At 61.7% G+C, this 18613-nt stretch carries 17 protein-coding genes and 1 pseudogene; 8 read left to right on the forward strand and 10 right to left on the reverse strand.

Going from position 1 to position 18613, the window contains the following annotated elements; all coding sequences use genetic code 11:
* Positions 1 to 3 precede the first annotated feature (3 nt).
* Positions 4 to 969: a serine hydrolase domain-containing protein gene (locus ACODR6_RS25745; RefSeq protein WP_489025265.1), complete on the reverse strand. Its 966-nt coding sequence runs from the start codon at positions 967 to 969 to the stop codon at positions 4 to 6.
* A 179-nt stretch (positions 970 to 1148) separates the two neighbouring features.
* On the opposite strand from ACODR6_RS25745, the gene ACODR6_RS25750 reads away from it, so the two are divergent.
* Positions 1149 to 2105, forward strand: coding sequence for an NAD-dependent epimerase/dehydratase family protein (locus tag ACODR6_RS25750; RefSeq protein WP_489025144.1), 957 nt, complete (start codon positions 1149 to 1151; stop codon positions 2103 to 2105).
* A 45-nt stretch (positions 2106 to 2150) separates the two neighbouring features.
* Here the strand turns inward: ACODR6_RS25750 and ACODR6_RS25755 are convergent, their stop codons facing one another.
* Together ACODR6_RS25755 and odc2 are read right to left on the reverse strand one after the other, a co-directional pair.
* Entirely contained in the window at positions 2151 to 2741 is a 591-nt protein-coding gene (locus tag ACODR6_RS25755; protein WP_112719744.1) for a GNAT family N-acetyltransferase, read from the reverse strand.
* An 87-nt stretch (positions 2742 to 2828) separates the two neighbouring features.
* On the reverse strand, positions 2829 to 3962 hold the full coding sequence (gene odc2, locus ACODR6_RS25760) for an ornithine/lysine decarboxylase (protein WP_413710305.1): 1134 nt from the start codon (positions 3960 to 3962) through the stop codon (positions 2829 to 2831).
* A gap of 526 nt (positions 3963 to 4488) precedes the next feature.
* Between odc2 and ACODR6_RS25765 the strand changes: the two genes are divergently transcribed.
* From ACODR6_RS25765 to ACODR6_RS25775, 3 genes are all read left to right on the forward strand, one after another.
* Positions 4489 to 5382, forward strand: a complete 894-nt coding sequence (locus tag ACODR6_RS25765) for a LysR family transcriptional regulator (RefSeq protein ID WP_112719746.1) — start codon at positions 4489 to 4491, stop codon at positions 5380 to 5382.
* Positions 5383 to 5484: 102 nt separating this feature from the next.
* The gene (locus tag ACODR6_RS25770; protein WP_489025147.1) at positions 5485 to 6126 is read left to right on the forward strand and encodes a DUF1007 family protein; all 642 of its coding nucleotides are present in this window, start codon (positions 5485 to 5487) and stop codon (positions 6124 to 6126) included.
* A complete protein-coding gene (locus ACODR6_RS25775; protein ID WP_199628951.1) occupies positions 6120 to 7199 on the forward strand; it encodes a nickel/cobalt transporter in 1080 nt (359 codons plus the stop codon). Before ACODR6_RS25770 ends, ACODR6_RS25775 begins: the two co-directional genes overlap by 7 nt.
* A gap of 3 nt (positions 7200 to 7202) precedes the next feature.
* Here ACODR6_RS25775 and ACODR6_RS25780 read toward each other — a convergent pair whose 3' ends face one another.
* From ACODR6_RS25780 to ACODR6_RS25795, 4 genes are all read right to left on the reverse strand, one after another.
* Complete coding sequence (locus ACODR6_RS25780) at positions 7203 to 7409, reverse strand: hypothetical protein (RefSeq protein WP_112719749.1); 207 nt, start codon at positions 7407 to 7409, stop codon at positions 7203 to 7205.
* Positions 7406 to 8095 carry a GNAT family N-acetyltransferase gene (locus ACODR6_RS25785; RefSeq protein WP_489025150.1) on the reverse strand — a complete coding sequence of 230 codons (690 nt, stop codon included), beginning with the start codon at positions 8093 to 8095 and terminating at the stop codon, positions 7406 to 7408. The genes ACODR6_RS25780 and ACODR6_RS25785 overlap by 4 nt, the downstream gene beginning before the upstream one ends.
* Positions 8096 to 8175: 80 nt before the next feature.
* Positions 8176 to 8898 (reverse strand): tellurite resistance TerB family protein, encoded by a 723-nt coding sequence (locus ACODR6_RS25790; protein ID WP_489025152.1) that lies wholly within the window; start codon positions 8896 to 8898, stop codon positions 8176 to 8178.
* A gap of 104 nt (positions 8899 to 9002) precedes the next feature.
* Entirely contained in the window at positions 9003 to 9641 is a 639-nt protein-coding gene (locus ACODR6_RS25795; RefSeq protein ID WP_112719751.1) for a 2-dehydro-3-deoxy-phosphogluconate aldolase, read from the reverse strand.
* A 151-nt stretch (positions 9642 to 9792) separates the two neighbouring features.
* Here ACODR6_RS25795 and ACODR6_RS25800 point away from each other — a divergent pair, with 151 nt between their 5' ends.
* From ACODR6_RS25800 to trhO, 4 genes are all read left to right on the forward strand, one after another.
* Positions 9793 to 10281, forward strand: coding sequence for a CYTH domain-containing protein (locus tag ACODR6_RS25800; protein ID WP_130282226.1), 489 nt, complete (start codon positions 9793 to 9795; stop codon positions 10279 to 10281).
* Positions 10259 to 11167: a CHAD domain-containing protein gene (locus ACODR6_RS25805; protein ID WP_489025155.1), complete on the forward strand. Its 909-nt coding sequence runs from the start codon at positions 10259 to 10261 to the stop codon at positions 11165 to 11167. The genes ACODR6_RS25800 and ACODR6_RS25805 overlap by 23 nt, the downstream gene beginning before the upstream one ends.
* A gap of 74 nt (positions 11168 to 11241) precedes the next feature.
* On the forward strand, positions 11242 to 11736 hold the full coding sequence (locus tag ACODR6_RS25810) for a VOC family protein (RefSeq protein ID WP_489025266.1): 495 nt from the start codon (positions 11242 to 11244) through the stop codon (positions 11734 to 11736).
* A 75-nt stretch (positions 11737 to 11811) separates the two neighbouring features.
* Positions 11812 to 12741 (forward strand): oxygen-dependent tRNA uridine(34) hydroxylase TrhO, encoded by a 930-nt coding sequence (trhO, locus tag ACODR6_RS25815; RefSeq protein ID WP_112719754.1) that lies wholly within the window; start codon positions 11812 to 11814, stop codon positions 12739 to 12741.
* A gap of 20 nt (positions 12742 to 12761) precedes the next feature.
* On the opposite strand, the gene ACODR6_RS25820 is transcribed toward trhO, so the two are convergent.
* From ACODR6_RS25820 to ACODR6_RS25830, 3 genes and pseudogenes are all read right to left on the reverse strand, one after another.
* Positions 12762 to 14969 (reverse strand): bifunctional diguanylate cyclase/phosphodiesterase, encoded by a 2208-nt coding sequence (locus ACODR6_RS25820; protein WP_489025157.1) that lies wholly within the window; start codon positions 14967 to 14969, stop codon positions 12762 to 12764.
* A 320-nt stretch (positions 14970 to 15289) separates the two neighbouring features.
* Positions 15290 to 16663 carry a GH1 family beta-glucosidase gene (locus ACODR6_RS25825; protein ID WP_489025159.1) on the reverse strand — a complete coding sequence of 458 codons (1374 nt, stop codon included), beginning with the start codon at positions 16661 to 16663 and terminating at the stop codon, positions 15290 to 15292.
* Positions 16664 to 16821: 158 nt separating this feature from the next.
* Positions 16822 to 18418: pseudogene (locus ACODR6_RS25830) on the reverse strand (ABC-F family ATP-binding cassette domain-containing protein).
* Positions 18419 to 18613: the final 195 nt, after the last annotated feature.

Genomic DNA, 18613 nt, shown 5'->3' on the forward strand with positions numbered 1-18613 from the left:
GCTTCAGGAAAGCCGCGCCGCCTGGATGATTTCTCCAAGAACATTATGCAGCGCATCGCGATAGCCGTTGCGCGCCGAGGGACCGCTCTCGGCCGAAGTCATGGCGACCGTCAGGTTCAATGACGGGATGATGTAGAGCATCTGACCGCCATAACCCCAGGCGAAATGCACCGCCTCGCCGCTGATCTGCCGCTCGAACCAGCCGTAGCCATAGCCATCGCCGGAGAAACGTGAATTGGTGCGCTGCTGCCATGACTGCATGATCCAGTCGGCAGGCACGACCTGCACGCCATCGGCCGTCTTGCCGCCATTGCGGTAAAGCTCGCCGAAGGCCAGCAGCGACCGGGCGCTCATCGCCATCTGGTTGCCGCCGAGATAGATGCCCTGCGGATCACGCTCCCATGCACCGATGCGGAAACCTTCCACCGGCTCGAACCAGTTCCGCGCCAGAGCCAGCGTCGACTTGCCGCCGACCTTGGTCAGGATCGCCGACAGCAGATGCGTCGAGGCCGTCGAATAGAGCATCTGCCCGCCTGGCTCGTCGTCGAAAGGCTGGGCAAGTGCGAAACGAACCCAATTGCGGCTCGACACCCACCGCCCGTAGTTCGGTCCCGACATGCGCCCGAGCCCGGCCTGCATGGAGAGCAGATTGCCGATGGTGATCTCGCTCAGCCGCGGATCGGGATTGTCAGGCAGATCGGCCCGCAGGATCGGTGCGATCTTCTGGTCAGGTCCTTCGAGCAAGCCCTTGGAAATCGCGATGCCGACCATCGCCGAAATGATAGACTTCGAGGCCGATTTGATATTGGCGGATTCGGAGGTCGTGTGGCCACGATACCCTTGCTCGGCAACGATCTGGCCATCACGCGCGATAACCACTGATTTCAGCGGTGTCAGATCCTGACGGGTGCGCAGACTTTCGAGCAAGTCGCTCAGGCGCTGGTCTTCCGCAAAGGCGGAGAGCGGCATGGTGACGACGACGATGAGGGCGGCGAGAAATCTTTGCATGCCCGCAAGGTAGTGCCCTGCCTGCGACAAATCATCCGCCGGGCTCGGCATCTCACGCGCTCGTGAAAACCTATTAAGCCCCTTGCCGCAGGACACAACGGCACGACATAGTCTCCGCCGGATGGATGGAGGAGATATCTATGGCACGCGTCGCCGTTATCGGAGCAACAGGTCACGTCGGCACCTATCTGGTGCCGCGGCTGCTCGAGGCCGGGCATGAGGTCGTCGCGATCAGCCGCGGCCGGTCGGAGCCCTATACGCCGCATGCCGCCTGGAAGAGCGTCGAATGGAAGGAAATGGACCGCGCCACTCTCGAACGCGACGGCAGCTTCGGCCGCGCCATCCGGGCGCTGAATGCCGATATCGTCATCGACAAGATCTGCTTCACGCTTGATAGCGCCCGCCAGCTCGGCGAAGCCCTGAACGGCCATGTCGGCCATCTGCTTCATACCGGCACGATCTGGACCCACGGCCATTCGCTTGCCGTACCGACCCGCGAGGACGCTGCAAAGGTGCCCTTCGGCGACTACGGCATCCAGAAGAAGGCGATCGAGGATTACTTCCTGCAGGAAGCCAGGCTCCGCGGCCTGCCGGTGACGCTCATTCATCCCGGCCATATCGTCGGCCGCGGCTGGGCGCCGCTCAATCCGGCCGGTCATTTCAATCTCTCGGCCTTCGAGACTATCGCCCGCGGCGACCAGCTGACGCTGCCGAACTTCGGCCTGGAAACCGTCCATCACGTCCATGCCGATGATATCGCCGCTCTGTTCATGGCCGCGATAGGCAACTGGCGCGCCTCGACCGGCGAAAGCTTCCACGCCGTCTCCGAACAGGCGCTGACACTGCGTGGCTATGCCGAGGCGATGTATCGCTGGTTCGGCCACGAACCGAAGCTCGCCTTCAAACCCTTTGACGAATGGAAGAAAGAGCAGCCGCCAGTCGACGCATCGGCGACATGGGAGCATATCGCCCGCAGCCCGAATTGCTCTATGGAGAAGGCCCGCAATCTTCTGAATTTCCGGCCGCGCTACAGCTCGCTGGAAGCGGTGCAGGATTCCGTCGGCTGGCTGATCGAGAACGGCAAGATCGCTGGCTGAAAACAAAAAAGCCCCTCTCCTTTCGGGAGAGAGGCTTGTTGCCGGTCAGGCCGCCTTCCGGACCGGCGCGCTCGTCAGCATGCGGCCCGTGGGCACGATCATGCCGGCAGCGCCGTCAAGCCAGCCCTCGACCAGCTCCAGCGCCAGGAAGCGCGAGCGTTCGAACGGACCGGGCATGACGAGATGGCGAGCACCCTCGGCAAAGAAGCCGAAACGCTCGTAGTAAGCCGCATCGCCGACAAGCAGGATAGCACCGTGGCCGCGGTTCTTCGCCTCCAGGATCGCCGCACGCATCAGCGCGCCACCGATGCCCTTGCCTTCATAGGCGGAATCGACGGCAAGCGGGCCGAGCAGCAGCGCCGTGATCGGCGTGCCCTCACTGTTGACGCCGGCTTCAACGTTCCAGAGACGTACGGTACCGATCAGATGAGCGTCGCCATCGCGGGCGACGAGTGCCAGACCTTCGGCAGGAACGCGGCCGCGGCGGATCTTTTCCGACGACTTCTTGCGGCGGTTCGGGCCCATGGCGCGGTCGAGAAGATTCTCGCGTGCCACGACATCCGAAGGGTTCTCGGCATCGATGGTGAAAATGGAAGGCGCAAAGAATGCGCGGACAGAATCAAGAACAGCGGCCATCGTGGCCTCCCGTACCCAATACCGTAGTTAGCGGCGATGAAAGGAATTGTGAGTTTGCCGCCCCGGCTGGCTACGGGGCTGGCATCATCAGATGATGTAGGCCTTCAGCGGCTCAAAGCCGTTGAAAGCGACCGCCGAATAGGTGGTCGTGTAGGCGCCGGTGCCTTCGATCAGGATCTCGTCGCCGATCGAGAGAGTGAGCGGCAGCGGATAGAGATTCTTTTCGTACAGCACGTCTGCGGAGTCGCAGGTCGGGCCGGCGATGACGCAGGGCTCCATCTCGTCCTGATCGCGCTCGGTGCGGATCGGGTAGCGAATGGCTTCGTCCATCGTTTCGGCGAGACCGCCGAACTTGCCGATGTCGAGGAATACCCAGCGGGCTGCATCGTTGTCCGACTTCTTCGAGATCAGCACGACTTCCGTCTTGATGACGCCTGCATTGCCGACCATGCCGCGGCCCGGCTCGATGATCGTCTTCGGCAGGTTGTTGCCGAAGTGGTCACGGAGGCTCTGGTAGATCGCACGGCCGTAGGCTTCCGCCGACGGAACGTCACGCAGGTACTTGGTCGGGAAGCCGCCGCCCATGTTGACCATCTGCAGGTGGATGCCCTGCTTGGCCAGCTGAACGAAGACGCGCTTGGCATCGGCAAGAGCCGAATCCCAGGCATCGACCTTGGTCATCTGCGAACCGACATGGAAGGAAACGCCGTAGGATTCCAGACCCAGCTGATGAGCATAGACGAGAACGTCGACGGCCATCTGCGGGACGCAGCCGAACTTGCGCGACAGCGGCCATTCGGCGCCTTCGCCATCGGTCAGAACGCGGCAGAACACACGGGCGCCGGGAGCGGCACGCGAGATCTTCTCGACTTCCTCGTGGCTGTCGACCGCAAAGAGGCTGACGCCGAGCGCATGTGCGCGGGCAACGTCGCGTTCCTTCTTGATCGTGTTGCCGTAGGAGATACGGGCAGCGGTCGCACCGGCATTCAGCGCCATTTCGATTTCGGCGACGGACGCGCAATCGAAATTGGAGCCCATGTCGGCAAGCAGCTTCAGAACTTCCGGAGCCGGGTTTGCCTTGACGGCATAGTAGATCGAGCTGTCCGGCATGGCGTGGCGGAAAGCGGAGAAATTGTCACGAACGACGTCGAGGTCGACCACGAGGCAGGGACCGTCGGGACGTCGGGTTGCGAGAAAGTCGCGGATGCGCTGAGTGGTCATATCAATCCCTTTTCAATTCCAGAGCTCCGGCAAAAACCGGAGGACAAAGGGCATACGATTGCTCGCATTGGAACCAGCCGGTGGAGACCCCGGAACCATAGCAAGCGCTCGATGCGCGAATGTTGAATCGACGCCGCATACGCGACATGGACTCGGCTTTGTCTGCCATGGATTGGAGGGTGTTCCCTACCGCACTTCCGGCAATGAAGGTGTGCCTCTAAAGGACTCCAGCTGTTGGAAAGCTGAAAGACACTAGAAAGGCCCGCACCGTCGTTGCTTCAGGCGTCCTCGCATTTTCCGGTTGGCCGGAATAGCGACTGGAGGGGTTAGTTCCAGGTACCTTACCGATTTCCTCACCAATTCGAGGGTTCGGCGGACACCCATGGGCACGTGCGACTTTGGGCTGAGGACGAGATAAGAATATTCGGCGTCATAATCAAGAATTTTTTTGCCCCCGGGCCTAAAAAATAAATTGAACGAAGACCCGCAATTTGTTCAATCTTCCGCAACGAAGCAGGGGGTCGCCATGGACACGCTTACCCGCATACGCGCCTTTATCGATGTCGTTGAAGCGGAAGGCTTTTCCGCCGCGGCGCGCAGGACAGGCCGCTCGAAAGCGCTGCTCTCCAAATATGTGCGCGAACTGGAAGACGAGCTCGGCGCCCTGCTGCTCAATCGCACCACCCGCCAGTTCTCGATGACCGAGGCCGGGCACACCTATTATCGCACCGCTTCCGACATCCTGAAGGAGATCGACAACCTGGCCGATCTGGTGCGCGAGAATAACGCGCAGCTCAAGGGCCGGCTGAAGATTTCGGTGCCGCGCACCTTCGTCGATGCCGAAGTCGGCCAGTGCCTGATCGACTTCGCCAAGGAGAACCCTGACCTGCAGCTCGAGATCGCCGCCGACGACCGTTTCGTCGACCTGATCGAGGAAGGCTTCGATCTCGCGATCCGCGTCACCAAGCTCGAAGACTCCGGCATGATCGCCCGCAAGATCTCGGATTTCCGCGTCCACATCTGCGCCACGCCGGAATTCCTGGAACGCCATCCAAATATCGAGCATCCGTCCGACCTCTCGAACGTCCCGTTCATCGTCGACACCAATGCCCGCACCCAGGCGAGCATCCGCTTCTACAATCCTGACAGTAGCTCCTTTGCTGTCGCCGTTGCCGGTCCGATGGAGGTCAACAGCCCGCATGCGACATTGCGCGCGGCCCTTTCAGGTCTTGGCATCGCGCTGATCCCGGATTTCATCGCCCGCAAGCCGATCGAGGACGGGCGTCTGGTGACCCTGTTCAACGATTATCTCCCCACGGACCGCGGAATCTACGCGGTTTATCCGCACCGCCGCTACCTGCCGGCCAAGGTGCGCATCTTCGTGGACTATCTCCACGGCTGGTTCCGCAAGCACAGCTGAAACCGGCCTGATTCACTTTGCCGCCTTGAGACCGGTCCCAATTCCGTCCCATTGTCAGGCAAGAAAACACCAACCGATTTGGGCAGAGCGGTAAGCCGACGCATGAAGAAATCCACGTTCCTGATCGCCGGGCTGCTGGCACTCGCACCGGTCGCGGCCATGGCGCATCCGCATATTTTCGTGGAGGCCCGGCTGGAAGTGGTGGCCGGCCCGGATGGCAACATCCGGGAGCTCAGAAACATCTGGCGCTTCGACGAAGTCTTCTCGTCCTCCGTCGTCATGGATTTCGACAAGAACACCGATCTGAAGCTGGAGCCGAACGAGCTCGCGGAAGTCGGCAAGACAGTGCGCGATTCCCTTGCCGACTACGATTACTACATGAACCTGACGGTCGACGATAAGAACGTGACGGTAGAGAAGCCGGACATCATCCATGTCGACTACAAGGAAGGGCAGCTCCTGATGTTCTTCGCGGTCAAGCCGTCGCAGCCGATGCCGCTGAAGAGCAGGCTGACCTTCGGCGTCTATGACCCGACGCTCTACACGTCCATCGACTTTCCGAGCGACAAGGAGCTCGTCCTCGTCGGCGATGGCTTCAAGGGCTGCAAGCATGATGTCCTGCGCCCCGATCCGGATCAGGTGATCTCGCAGAACAAGCAATCGCTGACCGACGCCTTCTTCAATGACCCGACGGGCACTAACATGTCGAAGCTCTTCGCCACGAGGCTGGAAATCTCATGCTGAAGCACGGCAGGCCGCTTATCCTTTCCGCCGTGGTTCTGATGCTGGTTGCCGCCGCTGGCAGCGCCTATGCTCAGTCGCCGCTCGGTATCGGAACGGCGGAACCGAGCTTTCAGCCGATCGGCGGGCCGCTGGCGCCGCTCTTTGCCTATGTCAACTACGAGCAGCAGGCCTTCTATCGCGCGCTGACCGGCGCGCTGAAGGCGATGCGGGATGATCCCTGGCAGCTCACCTCGCTGATCGGCCTCTCCTTCGCCTACGGCATCTTCCATGCGGCAGGTCCCGGACACGGCAAGGCCGTCATCTCCTCCTATATGATCGCCAACGAGGTCGAGCTTCGCCGCGGCGTCGTCATCTCCTTCATTTCTGCCTTCATCCAGGGCATCGTTGCCGTGGCGCTCGTCGGCGCCGCCTGGCTTGTCCTGCGCGGCAGCGGCATCACCCTGACACAGGCGACGCACGCGATGGAGATCGCAAGCTTCGTGATGGTCATCGCCTTCGGCGGCTGGCTGCTGTTCCGCAAGCTGCGCTCGATGATCTCAGGCCTGCCGAAGCGCGAAGTGGTGGCAACGGCCGAAGGCCCGGTCAGCATGATGCTGGACTGGAAGGACAATGACAGCGCGCAGCAATCTGGTGTCTACGCCTTCGGCGAGACCAAGGCCCGCAAGGCCGGCCACAACTTCATTTCCGGCATGGCCTGCGAGACCTGCGGCCAGTCGCATATGCCCGATCCCTCGCTGCTCGGCTCGGATACGTTCAGCATCCGCGAGGCCTGGTCGGCGATCATCGCCGTCGGCCTTCGCCCCTGCTCCGGCGCGCTGCTGGTGATGACCTTCTCGCTGCTGAACGGTCTCTATCTCGGCGGCGTGCTTTCGGTTCTCGCCATGTCGCTCGGCACGGCGATCACCGTCGCCATCCTGGCGACCCTTGCGGTCACTGCGAAGGGCACCGCCGTGCGCATCGCCGGATATGGCTCGAAATCCTCGGTCTGGATCGGCAACACGATCGAGATCCTCGGCGCAGTCCTGGTCATCTGCTTCGGCGCCCTGCTTCTCGGCGCCTCGCTGCAGGGCTGAGGCTCAGCGGCCCTTATTGCGCTGATAGCGGGCGCGCAGCCAGAAGATCACGAAGAACCCGAGGAGCAGCACGGCGCCCACGGCAAAAGCCAGTGGCGGAGAATACTTGCCAATCCAGAGCACCAGGCTCGGCAGAAAATAGATGACGAGCCCCGCGCCAAGCAGAATGACGGCGGCGGCAATCGCCTGAGAACGGCTCTCCGGGCTCATACAAGCCTTTCCTTTTCAAGATCGGCACGGATGTCCTCGAGGCGGCGCTTCTGCTTGCCGTCGGATCCGAAATTCTCAGGGGCGAGCCATGCCTCAAACGCGTCGTTGATACTAGGCCATTCGCTGTCGATCATCGAGAACCAGGCGGTGTCGCGGTTCTTGCGCTTGGAGATCATGTGCTGGCGGAAAACGCCCTCGAAAGTGAAGCCGTAGCGGGCGGCCGTGACCTTGCTCGGCTCATTGTTGTTGTCGCACTTCCATTCGTAGCGGCGATAGCCGAGATCTTCGAAGACGTGCTTGGCCATCAGATAATGCGCTTCAGTCGACAGCGGCGAGCGCTTCATATCGGCGCCATGCGCCACACCGCCGACTTCGACGACGCCGTTCGCCGCATCGGCGCGCATATAATTCGCCATGCCGACGATCTTGCCGGTGGCGTTGTCGCGGAAGATATGCGTCAGCCAGCCGCCCTTCTTGGCGTTGTCGAGCCAGGCGCCGAAATCCTCGATGCCACCGAAATCGTCCTGCGAGAAATAGAGAAGCAGAGGATTGATGCCCATGCCGCCAAGTCCGTCCCAGAGCGCCTGCAGATGCTCATCGCGCACGAAGGGCTCGACCGTCACATAACGGCCCTTGAGCGTCACATAGCCGGGGGCGGAAACCTTGTAGGTGGAAAGATCGCGCATCGTCACTCCTCTCATCGAAGAGTGGATAGGCCAGCCGCCCCGGAAAGGCAACCGGCCCTATTGTCACTGAGGCAAAGCCATCACTGCGAGAGCGTGACCTTGGCCGACGACACAGTCGCCTCGATATGATCGACGAGCGCATCGGGAAGACCGAGACGTCCGGCAAGCAGATCGAGATAGCCACGCTCGGCACGCGAATCCGGCTCGATCGTCAGGCGCGAGGCGGTGTAGAGCTCCACCTTCTGCTCTTCGGTCCTTGCAGCTGCAATCAGCGAGTCGAGATCGGTCGGAGACGCCAGCTCCTTCTCGATGAAGGCGACCGCCTCGCCGCTGACATCAGCGGCCTTCATCTTGTCCATGATCAGCGCCCGCTCGCCATCATCGATATGGCCGTCGGCCTTGGCGGCGGCGATCATTGCCCGGATCAGCACCAGCACGAATTCGTTGCTGCCCGCCGGCGACTGCGGACCAAAACCGGAATCGACAGGAGGCGGCAGAACGAGCGGTGTGGATGGCTGTCGGGCGGGCTCGGCAGGAGCGGCGGGCGCCTGTCCCGCCTGATAATTCTTGTAGGCCTGGTAGCCGAGGCCGGCGATCGCGGCCAGTCCGCCGATCGTCAGCGCATTGCCGGCAATGCTGCGCCCGGTCTTGGTGCCGAGCAGCACGGTCGCCAGCGCTCCGGCCTTCCAAGGATTGTCCTTGGCCATCTGCACGGCGCCGCCTGCGCGGTCGCGAACCGAACCGCCGACACCTGGAATCTGCGATCCCAGGAACTGGTCAAGAAGCTTCTTTGCATCGAACATTCCCCGTCTTCTCCCTGTTTTGAGGCTGGGATGAAGATAGGAACTGCAACTGTAAATACAAATGCAGGCGGAAACCGCCTGCATCAATAGCGATCAATAAAATGTCAAGCCTTGAGCGCTGCGGCTTCGGCGGCAAGCTTGGTAATGCCTGCCCAGTCGCCTGCGGCGACCAGTTCCTTCGGCGCGACCCACGAGCCGCCGACACAGACGACGTTCGGCAGCGAAAGGTAGTCGTTGGCGTTCTTCAGCGAAATACCGCCGGTCGGGCAGAAGATCATGCCGGCGAGCGGCGAGGAAAGCGCCTTCAGGTAAGCGGCGCCACCAGCCTGTTCGGCCGGGAAGAACTTCAGGACCTGGTAGCCTTCTTCGCGAAGCGCCATGACTTCGCTGACGGTGGCAGCACCCGGAAGCAGCGGAACGTGGGAGTCGGCAGCCGCATCGAGCAGCTCCTGCGTTGCGCCCGGGCTGACGATGAACTTGGAACCGGCAGCGACGGCAGCTTCCCAATGCGCAGCGTTGAGGATCGTGCCCGCGCCGACTTCGGCACCTTCGACTTCTTCAGCAACGGCACGGACGGCATCGAGAGCAACCGGCGTGCGCATGGTGATCTCGATCGCCTTCAGGCCGCCCGCGACCAGCGCGCGGGCCAGCGAAACACCGGCCTTCACGTCGTCGATGATCAGCACCGGAACGACAGGCTGCAGTTTGAGGATGGAAAGGAGCTTTTGTGTTTTTTCGCCCATGGCCACGGTCCTTTGAAACGATTGAAATTCGGGTTCGGCATACGCCCAAGGGTACACTTTGTCGAGACTAAAGCGATCTTTGGCATAAATGGGTTTGAACGATTATTTTTTTGCGCTAGCTTAGCCCCGTCGTCACAAAAGGTTCACTGTAATGGCGAAGGAAATCGAGCGGAAGTTTCTGGTACGCACCGATGGATGGCGCGCCAAAGCCGTATCGAAAGCAATCCTCAAACAGGCCTATGTCGCCTCGATGGACGACCGCTCGGTGCGGGTACGCGTCCTCGACGGAGAGAGTGCGCGGCTGACGATGAAGATCGGCCGCAGCTCCATGACCCGCGACGAATTCGAATACGACATCCCCGTTGCAGATGCCGAAGAACTGATGGAAAGCGCCATCGGCATCGTCATCGAGAAGACCCGCTACCGCGTGCCCCACGAAGGCTTCGTCTGGGAAGTGGATGTCTTCGGCGGGCCGCATCGCGGCCTCATCATCGCTGAAGTCGAGATGAAATCCGAAAGCGACGCCCCGCCCCTTCCGGCCTGGCTCGGTCGCGAGGTGACGGGCGATTTCCGCTATTCGAACCAGGCGCTGGCGACCGAATACCAGTACGACCGGCATGCCCTTCCGCATTCGGCCTGACGCGGATTTCACCAAGAGTTTCAGAGAAGCCGCCGCCGGCGAGTTGCAGGCTGCGCGCGATGTCGTCGAGCAGCGGCCCGAGGGCACGCACCAGGCAATCCACGCCTTCCGCAAGAACCTGAAGAAGGTGCGCTCGCTCTACCGCCTGGTTGCGGCGGATGCGCGGAAACTCCAGAAGCACGAGAATGCGAGGCTGCGCGAGATGGCACGATCGCTATCCGCCATCCGCGATGCCGAAGCACTGATCGAAACCGTTCGCTATCTCAAGTCGCACGCACCGGACCCGGAAGAGGCAAGCTCGCTGGATCGGATCGCAGCCATTCTGGAAACGCGGCGGAACTGGATGACCGAGGCCGAAGCCGGCATTGAGGCGAAGCTCCGGGAAACATCGGAAGCCCTCAAGCACGCCCTCTGGGCCCTCGACGACATATCCTTTCCGTCAAGCCCAAGTAAAGCCGCCAAACTCGTCGCCAACGGCTGGAAGCGCACGGCAGCAAAGGCGCATGAGGCGCTCGACGCCTGCCATGGCGAAGCCTCGGACGGCGCATTCCACGAACTCCGCAAGCGCACGCAGGATTACCGCGCCCATCACGGGCTGCTCTCTCCGCTCTGGCCATCCGCGATGAAGGCGAAGCGCGCCGCCGCCAAGGAGCTCGTCGACCGCCTCGGCCACGTCCATGACCTCTCCGTCCTCAGCGATCTCGTCGAAGCCGAACCGCAGCTGTTCACCCGCAGCGACGACCTCGCCCATCTCCTCGACGCCATCATCCGCAGGCAGCAGGAAGACCGGCGCCTGGCGCTTGCACGGGCCGAAGAGATCTTCGCCGACAGTCCTGACGAGGAAGCCAGGCGCGTCGGGCTGCTCTGGAGCTCACTGAGAAAATGAAGCTGCGCTGTTGACCTCAATATTACTTGAGGTCCTAGCTTGGGTCGGTCAAAGAAATCGTGACCGAGGACATCATGCCTGCCAACAATGCGACAGTCCCGCAAATCCAGGGCATCTACGAAACGCATCTCAGTGTTGCCGACCTGAGAATCTCCATTCCCTTCTATCGCGATATCCTGGGCCTTGAACTCGCGGCCGAATTCCCCGAACGGCGGATCGCCTTCTTCTGGGTCAACGGCAAAGAGAACGCCATGCTTGGCCTTTGGGAAACCGGCACAGCGCCAATAAGGATGCGCCTGCACATCGCCTTTCGGTTATCACAGGAGGAGATGTTTCAAGCACCCGCTCTGCTGAAGAGCAAAGGTATTGACGTTCGCGGCTTCCATGGCGAGCCGGTCTCCGAGCCAATCGTCATCGGCTGGGTGCCCGCGCTCTCGCTGTATTTTGACGATCCGGACAAGCATTCCATCGAATTGCTGAGCGTGCTCGACGATGAGCCGGATCCTGCCTTCGGTATGCGTTCCTATGAAGAATGGAAGACGCGTCTTTCGAAGCATGCAACCCCGTGACCAGGGTCATGAGGGCGCCGCGCTCCCGCGTAATGTCATTGCGCAGGAGCGCCATATTCTATATTTCCACCGCCCATGACCGACAGCATCACTACATCCAGCCCGTTCCTGGTGGCGGCGCTCTATCATTTCGTTTCCGTGCCGCGCTTCGAAAGCCTGCGCGACCCCTTGCAGGCGCTCTGCGAGGAAAACGGCGTGAAGGGAACGCTCCTGCTTGCCCATGAAGGCATCAACGGCACGATCGGCGGTCCGGACGACGGTGTCAGGACGGTGCTTGCCTATCTGCGCGCCCAGCCGGAATTCGCCGGCCTGGAGCACAAGGAAAGCCGTGCATCGAAGATGCCTTTCCTGCGCATGAAGGTGAAGCTGAAGAAAGAGATCGTCACCATGGGCGTCGAGAATATCGACCCCAACAAGGTCGTCGGCACCTATGTGGCGCCGCAGGACTGGAATGCGCTGATCTCCGATCCCGACACGATCGTCATCGACACCCGCAACGACTACGAGACGGCAATCGGCGTCTTCCGAGGCGCGGTCGACCCGAAGACCAAGACTTTCCGCGAATTTCCGGAATGGGTGCGCAACAATACCGGCCTGCACAACAAGCCGAAGATCGCCATGTACTGCACCGGCGGCATCCGCTGCGAAAAGGCCACCGCCTTCATGAAGGAGCAGGGCTTCGACGAGGTCTACCACCTCAAGGGCGGCATCCTGAAGTATCTCGAGGAAGTGCCGCAGGAAGAGAGCCTGTGGGAGGGCGCCTGCTTCGTCTTCGACGAGCGCGTCTCGGTCGAGCACGGATTGAAGGAAGGCGAGCACAAGCTCTGCCACGCCTGTCGCAACCCGATCACCGCCGAGGAGATCACCTCGCCGCACTATGAGGAAGGCGTTTCCTGCAGCAACTGCTACGGCACGCGCACCGAGGAAGACCGTCTCCGCTACCGCCAGCGACAGCACCAGATCGCGCTTGCCAAGAAGCGCGGCCAGAAGCATATCGGCACGTAAACTTTAGCTGCGAAGAGCTTTTAGGCCGCGCTGGTCCGGCGCGGCTTGCTGTTTTCTTCCCGCCGCGTCTCCAGCATGTCGGTGATCTTGTCGGCCGGAACCGGCTTGCTGAAATAGTAGCCCTGCAGGCTGTCGCAGCCGAAGAGCCTGACGGCAACCGCCTGGGCCTCGGTCTCGATGCCTTCTGCCGTAACAGGAATGTTGAGCGAGCGAGCAAGCGCCACGGTCGCCTGCAGCATTTCGCGCTGGCTTTCACTCTCCGTCACGCCATCGACCAGCGAGCGGTCGATCTTGATGCGGTCGAAGCCGAACTGGCGGAGATAGCCGATCGACGAGAAGCCGGACCCGAAATCGTCGAGCGCCACCTTCACGCCGAGCGTCTTCAAGCGCTCGATCGACTGGCGGGTGCGCTGTGGGTTCTGGATCATGTAGCCTTCGGTGATCTCCAGCGTCACGCGCGACGCCTCGATCTCCGTCTGCTTCAGCACATATCGGACATAATCGGTGAAGGCCGGATTGCGGAACTGGCCAGGCGAGACGTTGACCGATATGCGCAGCTCCGGCCATTGCTTGGCGGTCTCGCAGGCCTTCCGGAGCACGAAGAGGCCGAGTGCCTCAATGAGGCCGCTGGTTTCGGCAACCGGAATGAAAACGTCAGGCGAGATCGGCCCGAAGCCCGGACGGTTCCAGCGCACCAGCGCCTCCACACCGTTCATCTCATAGGTCTCGGCATCGATCAGCGGCTGATAGGCCAGCGTCAGGTCGCCGCTTTCGATGGCGGCGCGAAGATCGATTTCAAGCGCATTGCGCTCCTCGCGGTCTGCATCCATCGCCGGATCGTAGAGCATCATCCGGGCGCGGCCGGCTTCCTTGGCCTTGTACATCGCGAGATCGGCGCGGCGGACGAATTCCTCGCGGCCGACGGCACCCTCAGGCGACATCGCGATGCCTATGCTGGCGCCGATGACGACGACGCGGCGGCCGATTTCCAGCGGCTCCGCCAGGAAATCGAGGATCTGCTCGGAAAGCTGCAACGCTTCAGCATTGCCGCCATCGGTGTGGAAGGCGATGGCGAACTCGTCGCCGCCGATGCGGGCGAGAACGGCATGAGGCGGGATCAGCACCTTGAGACCCGCAGCGACGGCGCGGATCAGCTGGTCGCCAGTACCATGGCCATAGCTGTCGTTGACTTCCTTGAAGCCATCGAGATCGAGATAGAGAATAAGGATGTTTTTCTTGGCCTGCTGCGCTTCCTCGACCATCGCGTCGATGGCAACACCGAGACCGTCACGGTTCCAGAGGCCGCTGAGCCGGTCGCGCAGCGCTTCCTCGCGCGCGCCGATCTCCTCGGCCTTGATGCGCCGCCCGGCCATCCAGCCGATGACGAGCAGCACGGCGAAGAACAGGCCGACCAGACCGAGCGCCTTGACCACCGTCGGGCGCACCTGATCGTAGCCGATATCGCCGGGCGAACGCGACGTCCAGACGAGCTTGCCGAGCGTCACGCCCGAGGCATCGTCGATATTGACGGAATACTTAGCCGGCGTATCCGCAGGCACCAGCTTCATGCCATGGATCACATAGGTCTCGCCGAGACCCTTTACCTTCTCGTCGTCGAGATGGCGGGCAAAGATAAGATAGCGGCGCTGATCGGCAGACTTTTCCAGCGCGCCGGATTTTTCGCGCACGAGCGCGATACCGGCTGCGGCAATGCCGCTCTTCGTACCGACGAAACCGACGGCTTCCGGCTTGTCCGCTCCGGCGGCACGCGCCTTGTCGAACAGCGCCCACAGCGACGGCGCGAAAAAGTCGTCAAGCTTGCCCTCCATCGGCTGGCCGTTGCGGTAGACCATCAGCGGCTTGCGGTCGCCATCGATGACGATCGCCATGTCGAACAGCGAGCTGTTGACGGACATCTCGCCGTAGTTGCTCACCGTCCAGGCCATGCCATCCTTGGCATAGACATTGGTGGCGGCATCATCCCATGCGGCATAATCGTTGAGTGTCGCGCCGAGCTGTTCCTCGAAGGTCTTCAGCGCACCGGCAGTCGTTTCGCGTGATCGCTCGTCGTCGAGCACATTGGCATTGTCTGCAACGCGCGAAATGGCAGTCAGGATCATCACAGTGACGATCGCGACGATGACGGCGAAGGTCAGCAGCACGCCCGTGACGGTCGTGTGCCGGCCTATCCCCAAGGCCTGATTTTTTTGCCCGATTAACTTAGGCATTCATTGCTCCCCGATGGCAGGGACTGTGACAGTCAAGCCTTCAAGAAACTGTTAAAAATCACGGCAAAACGATTAATCAGTACGTGTTTTACGAATAAATTTCGCTATCTATGCAAAAGCCGCCCCCAGAACACCGGAAGCGGCTGACTTTACTGCACATTTTGTAGTCATGGCATGCCGCTTGATCGGCGCTTCGAAGCGGAAAAACCGGCATCAGAAACCGATTTCCGGCCCTCGTTCGGGAGGCCAAAACCACCCCTGAAACCCAGGGGTGATTTCAGCGATTTTCGATAAACCCCAGAGTGGAACGGAAGCTCCGCTCAGGCCGTCTTGTGATTGCCCTTCGGGAACTGGCCGGCGAGCTCGCGATACCACTTGCCGCTCTTCTTCACGGTCCGGACCTGGGTGTTGTAATCGACATGGACGAGGCCGAAGCGCATCTTGTAGCCTTCCGCCCATTCGAAATTGTCCATCAGGCTCCAGGCAAAATAGCCGCGCATCGGATAGCCGTCCTTGATCAGGTTGGCGACGACATCGAGGTGGTCGCCGACATAGTCGAGGCGCATCGTGTCATTCACCTCGCCATTGACGACATCGGTGTTGTCGCAGGCGCCGTTCTCGGTGATGTAGCATTCCGGCAGCTCGTAGCGGCGGTAGAGGTCCTCGACCAGATGCTTGAGGCCCGGCGCATAGACTTCCCAGCCGATATCGGTCTTCACATCGCTTGCGGGTGCAGCTTCCGTGGTCCAGGGGAAATCGCCCTTCTTCGACGCGTCGTCATGAACGCGGTCCGGCTTGTAATAGTTGAGACCCCACCAATCGAGCTTCTGGTTGATGATCTTGAGATCGCCGTCCTCGACGACGGGCATGCGGTCGCCGAGCGCCTCGACGAACTCCTTCGGATATTCGCCCTTGAAGACCGGATCGAAGAAGGCGCCGTTGTGAAACTGATGGGCGCGCTCTGCAGCGGCAAGATCAGCCGGGCTGTCGGAACCCGGAATGATCGACGAGGCGTTGAGCACCAGGCCAACGGGAACATTCGGCGCTTCCGACCGGATCGCCTCGACGCCGAGACCGTGGGCAAGGTTCATGTAGTGCATGGCGTGCAGCGCCGCCTGCATGTTGCGCTCGCCCGGCGCGTGGATGCCGTAGAGGTGGCTGAGCCAGACGATGCACCAGGGCTCGTTGAAGGTCGCAACCGAATCCAGGCGATCGCCGAGGCGGGCCATGACGGTCTTGGCATAGCGCTGGAAGGCGTAGGCCGTCGAGCGCGCCGTCCAGCCACCATCACCGGCGAGCAGCAGCGGCAGGTCCCAGTGATAGAGCGTCGCGAAGGTCTTTATGCCACGCGCCTTGCAGCCGTCGACGAGCCGATCGTAGAAATCGAGGCCGGCCTCGTTCACCGGGCCGGTGCCGTCAGGGATGATGCGCGGCCAGGCGATCGAGAAACGGTAGGCCGAAACGCCCATATCCTTGATCAGGTCGAGGTCTTCCTCGAGGCGGTTATAGTGATCGCAGGCGATGTCGCCATTATCCCGGTTATAGACGCGACCGGGCATGTTGCAGAAGGCATCCCAGATGGACGGCTTGCGGCCGTCAGCCTTGGAGGCACCCTCGATCTGGAAGGCGGCGGTCGCCACACCGAAGGTGAAATCGCCCGGGAAGCGGGCCGCGAGAAGCTTCGGATCGATCATGTTGTTTTCCGTCTCTATGCTGTTCAGGTCGGCCGGTGCGGCCATCGTTGGCGGCGGTTTAGCCAAGCCGGAATGCCTTGTACAGGCCTTGAATGTCAAAACTGCAACGTTACAGATAGATTCTTCGCCAGCTTCGACACGAAGAGCCACTTCGTCGGTCACAGCAGCTCTTTTCCATCAGGCAGGAGCAGACGGCGGGAAATGCCGATATTGTCGAGAAACACCTCGTCATGGCTGACGACGAGCAGCGCGCCGTCATATGCCGCCAGCCCGGCTTCGACGGCGGTGACGGAATCGATGTCCAGATGGTTGGTCGGCTCGTCCAGGATCAGCAGCGGCGGCGGCTTCGGTCCGCCGAGCACGCAGGCAAGACCAGCGCGCAGCAACTGTCCACCGCTCAATGTCGAGACCTGCTGCAATGCCGCGTCTGCCCGGAACATGAACCGCGCCAGCGCCGCCCGGCAGGCATTCTCATCCGCACCGGGATTGAGATTGCGAAAATTCTCGCGGACACTGAGTTTTGGATCGAGCAGGCTGACGCTCTGATCGAAGAAGGCATGCCCGGCAGGAACGGAGACTGTCCCCGCCCAAGGCTTCAGCGTGCCAGTGATCAGCGCCAGGAGCGTCGTCTTGCCAGAGCCGTTCGGCCCGGAGATCGCCACGCGCTCCGGCCCGGTCAGCGCAAGCGAGAGATTGCGAATGACGGGCCGCTCCGGCTCATAGCCAGCCGTCACGTCATCGAGACGCAACACCACGCGAGACGACGGAAGCCCCGTCGGCTCGAGTTTGACGGCAAAGAGCTGGAGTATTTCGATCTTGCCGCGCGCCGCCGAGACATCGCCGAGCGCCTGATCGCGGCGCTTCTCGCCGAGGCGAACCCGGTCTCCACGCGTATTCTCGGCCTTGCGCTTCAATCCGCCGGCCAGGATCCGGGGCATGTCACCCCGCGCCGCCTTCACCCGCCCGGCACGGTCGCTCCTGGCCTGGCGTTCGGCGGCCAGCTGCGCGCTGCGATCGACTTCGTCGACCCGCTTCTCCGCATCCGCCATCATGTTCGGCAGCAGCAAGCTCGATCGCCTTGCGCTCCTGAAAAGCGCTCCAGTTGCCGCCATAGCGTTTAGCACCGAGAGTCGTCAGCTCCACGATCACATCCATCGTGTCGAGCAGTTCGCGGTCATGGCTGACGACCAGCGCCCCGCCGCGCCAGTCGCGTAAGAGGCCGATTACCGCCTCCCGGCCCTCGCGGTCGAGATTGTTGGTGGGCTCGTCCAGGATCAGAAAGTCCGGCTCGGCAAAGACCAATGCCGCAAGCCCCGCGCGCGTGCGCTGCCCGCCGGAGAGCGAAGAGAGGCCGGTCTCCGGCACAGCATCGAGCCCGACGCGTTCGAGCGCCGAGGCCATGCGGGCTTCCAGCGTCCAGTCGGCGTTGGCAAGCTCGTCACCGGTCGCCTCCCCACGCTCGGCGCGGGCGAGGATGGCGAGCGTCTCCCGCACACCGAAGAGATCGGCGATCGCCGCCCCCGCCTCGACCTGAACCGCCTGGCGGAGAATGCCGAAACGTCCGGTAAAGGCTATGCTTCCCGACAGCGGCTGCAGCTCGCCGGCCACCAGTTTCAACAGCGTCGTCTTGCCGGTGCCGTTGCGGCCGACAAGCCCAGTGCGCTCGGCACCGAAACTCAGATCGAGATGGGAAAGAAGCGGTCTGCCGTCAGGCGTCGACCACGAAAGATTGGAAATGGTGATGGAGGCAGGCATGGATAGAGAACTCCCGGATGGCAAGGCGAGACGGCATTGCGATCTGGGTGAAATCCATGGTGGCACACATCCTGTTGGTATTGCGGATGGCGACAATCTAGACGGGCAAATGGGTCAAATCAAGGCGTGTGCCGGTCGAAGGCCCGCGCTGCTCGCAACGCGATAACGCTGATGTCAGAAGACGTGACTTGAGAT

The sequence above is a fragment of the Rhizobium sp. FG96 genome (assembly GCF_057808655.1).

What these genes read in the sequence shown, in the direction of transcription:
- ACODR6_RS25825 (WP_489025159.1), bottom strand. Translation starts at nt 16,663, where the DNA reads ATGATCGATCCGAAGCTTCTCGCGGCCCGCTTCCCGGGCGATTTCACC.
- ACODR6_RS25810 (WP_489025266.1), top strand. Translation starts at nt 11,242, where the DNA reads ATGCCTGCCAACAATGCGACAGTCCCGCAAATCCAGGGCATCTACGAA.
- ACODR6_RS25790 (WP_489025152.1), bottom strand. Translation starts at nt 8,898, where the DNA reads ATGTTCGATGCAAAGAAGCTTCTTGACCAGTTCCTGGGATCGCAGATT.
- ACODR6_RS25745 (WP_489025265.1), bottom strand. Translation starts at nt 969, where the DNA reads ATGCCGCTCTCCGCCTTTGCGGAAGACCAGCGCCTGAGCGACTTGCTC.
- ACODR6_RS25795 (WP_112719751.1), bottom strand. Translation starts at nt 9,641, where the DNA reads ATGGGCGAAAAAACACAAAAGCTCCTTTCCATCCTCAAACTGCAGCCT.
- ACODR6_RS25785 (WP_489025150.1), bottom strand. Translation starts at nt 8,095, where the DNA reads ATGCGCGATCTTTCCACCTACAAGGTTTCCGCCCCCGGCTATGTGACG.
- ACODR6_RS25765 (WP_112719746.1), top strand. Translation starts at nt 4,489, where the DNA reads ATGGACACGCTTACCCGCATACGCGCCTTTATCGATGTCGTTGAAGCG.
- ACODR6_RS25770 (WP_489025147.1), top strand. Translation starts at nt 5,485, where the DNA reads ATGAAGAAATCCACGTTCCTGATCGCCGGGCTGCTGGCACTCGCACCG.
- ACODR6_RS25750 (WP_489025144.1), top strand. Translation starts at nt 1,149, where the DNA reads ATGGCACGCGTCGCCGTTATCGGAGCAACAGGTCACGTCGGCACCTAT.
- ACODR6_RS25800 (WP_130282226.1), top strand. Translation starts at nt 9,793, where the DNA reads ATGGCGAAGGAAATCGAGCGGAAGTTTCTGGTACGCACCGATGGATGG.
- ACODR6_RS25805 (WP_489025155.1), top strand. Translation starts at nt 10,259, where the DNA reads ATGCCCTTCCGCATTCGGCCTGACGCGGATTTCACCAAGAGTTTCAGA.
- ACODR6_RS25775 (WP_199628951.1), top strand. Translation starts at nt 6,120, where the DNA reads ATGCTGAAGCACGGCAGGCCGCTTATCCTTTCCGCCGTGGTTCTGATG.
- odc2 (WP_413710305.1), bottom strand. Translation starts at nt 3,962, where the DNA reads ATGACCACTCAGCGCATCCGCGACTTTCTCGCAACCCGACGTCCCGAC.
- ACODR6_RS25820 (WP_489025157.1), bottom strand. Translation starts at nt 14,969, where the DNA reads ATGCCTAAGTTAATCGGGCAAAAAAATCAGGCCTTGGGGATAGGCCGG.
- ACODR6_RS25780 (WP_112719749.1), bottom strand. Translation starts at nt 7,409, where the DNA reads ATGAGCCCGGAGAGCCGTTCTCAGGCGATTGCCGCCGCCGTCATTCTG.
- ACODR6_RS25755 (WP_112719744.1), bottom strand. Translation starts at nt 2,741, where the DNA reads ATGGCCGCTGTTCTTGATTCTGTCCGCGCATTCTTTGCGCCTTCCATT.
- trhO (WP_112719754.1), top strand. Translation starts at nt 11,812, where the DNA reads ATGACCGACAGCATCACTACATCCAGCCCGTTCCTGGTGGCGGCGCTC.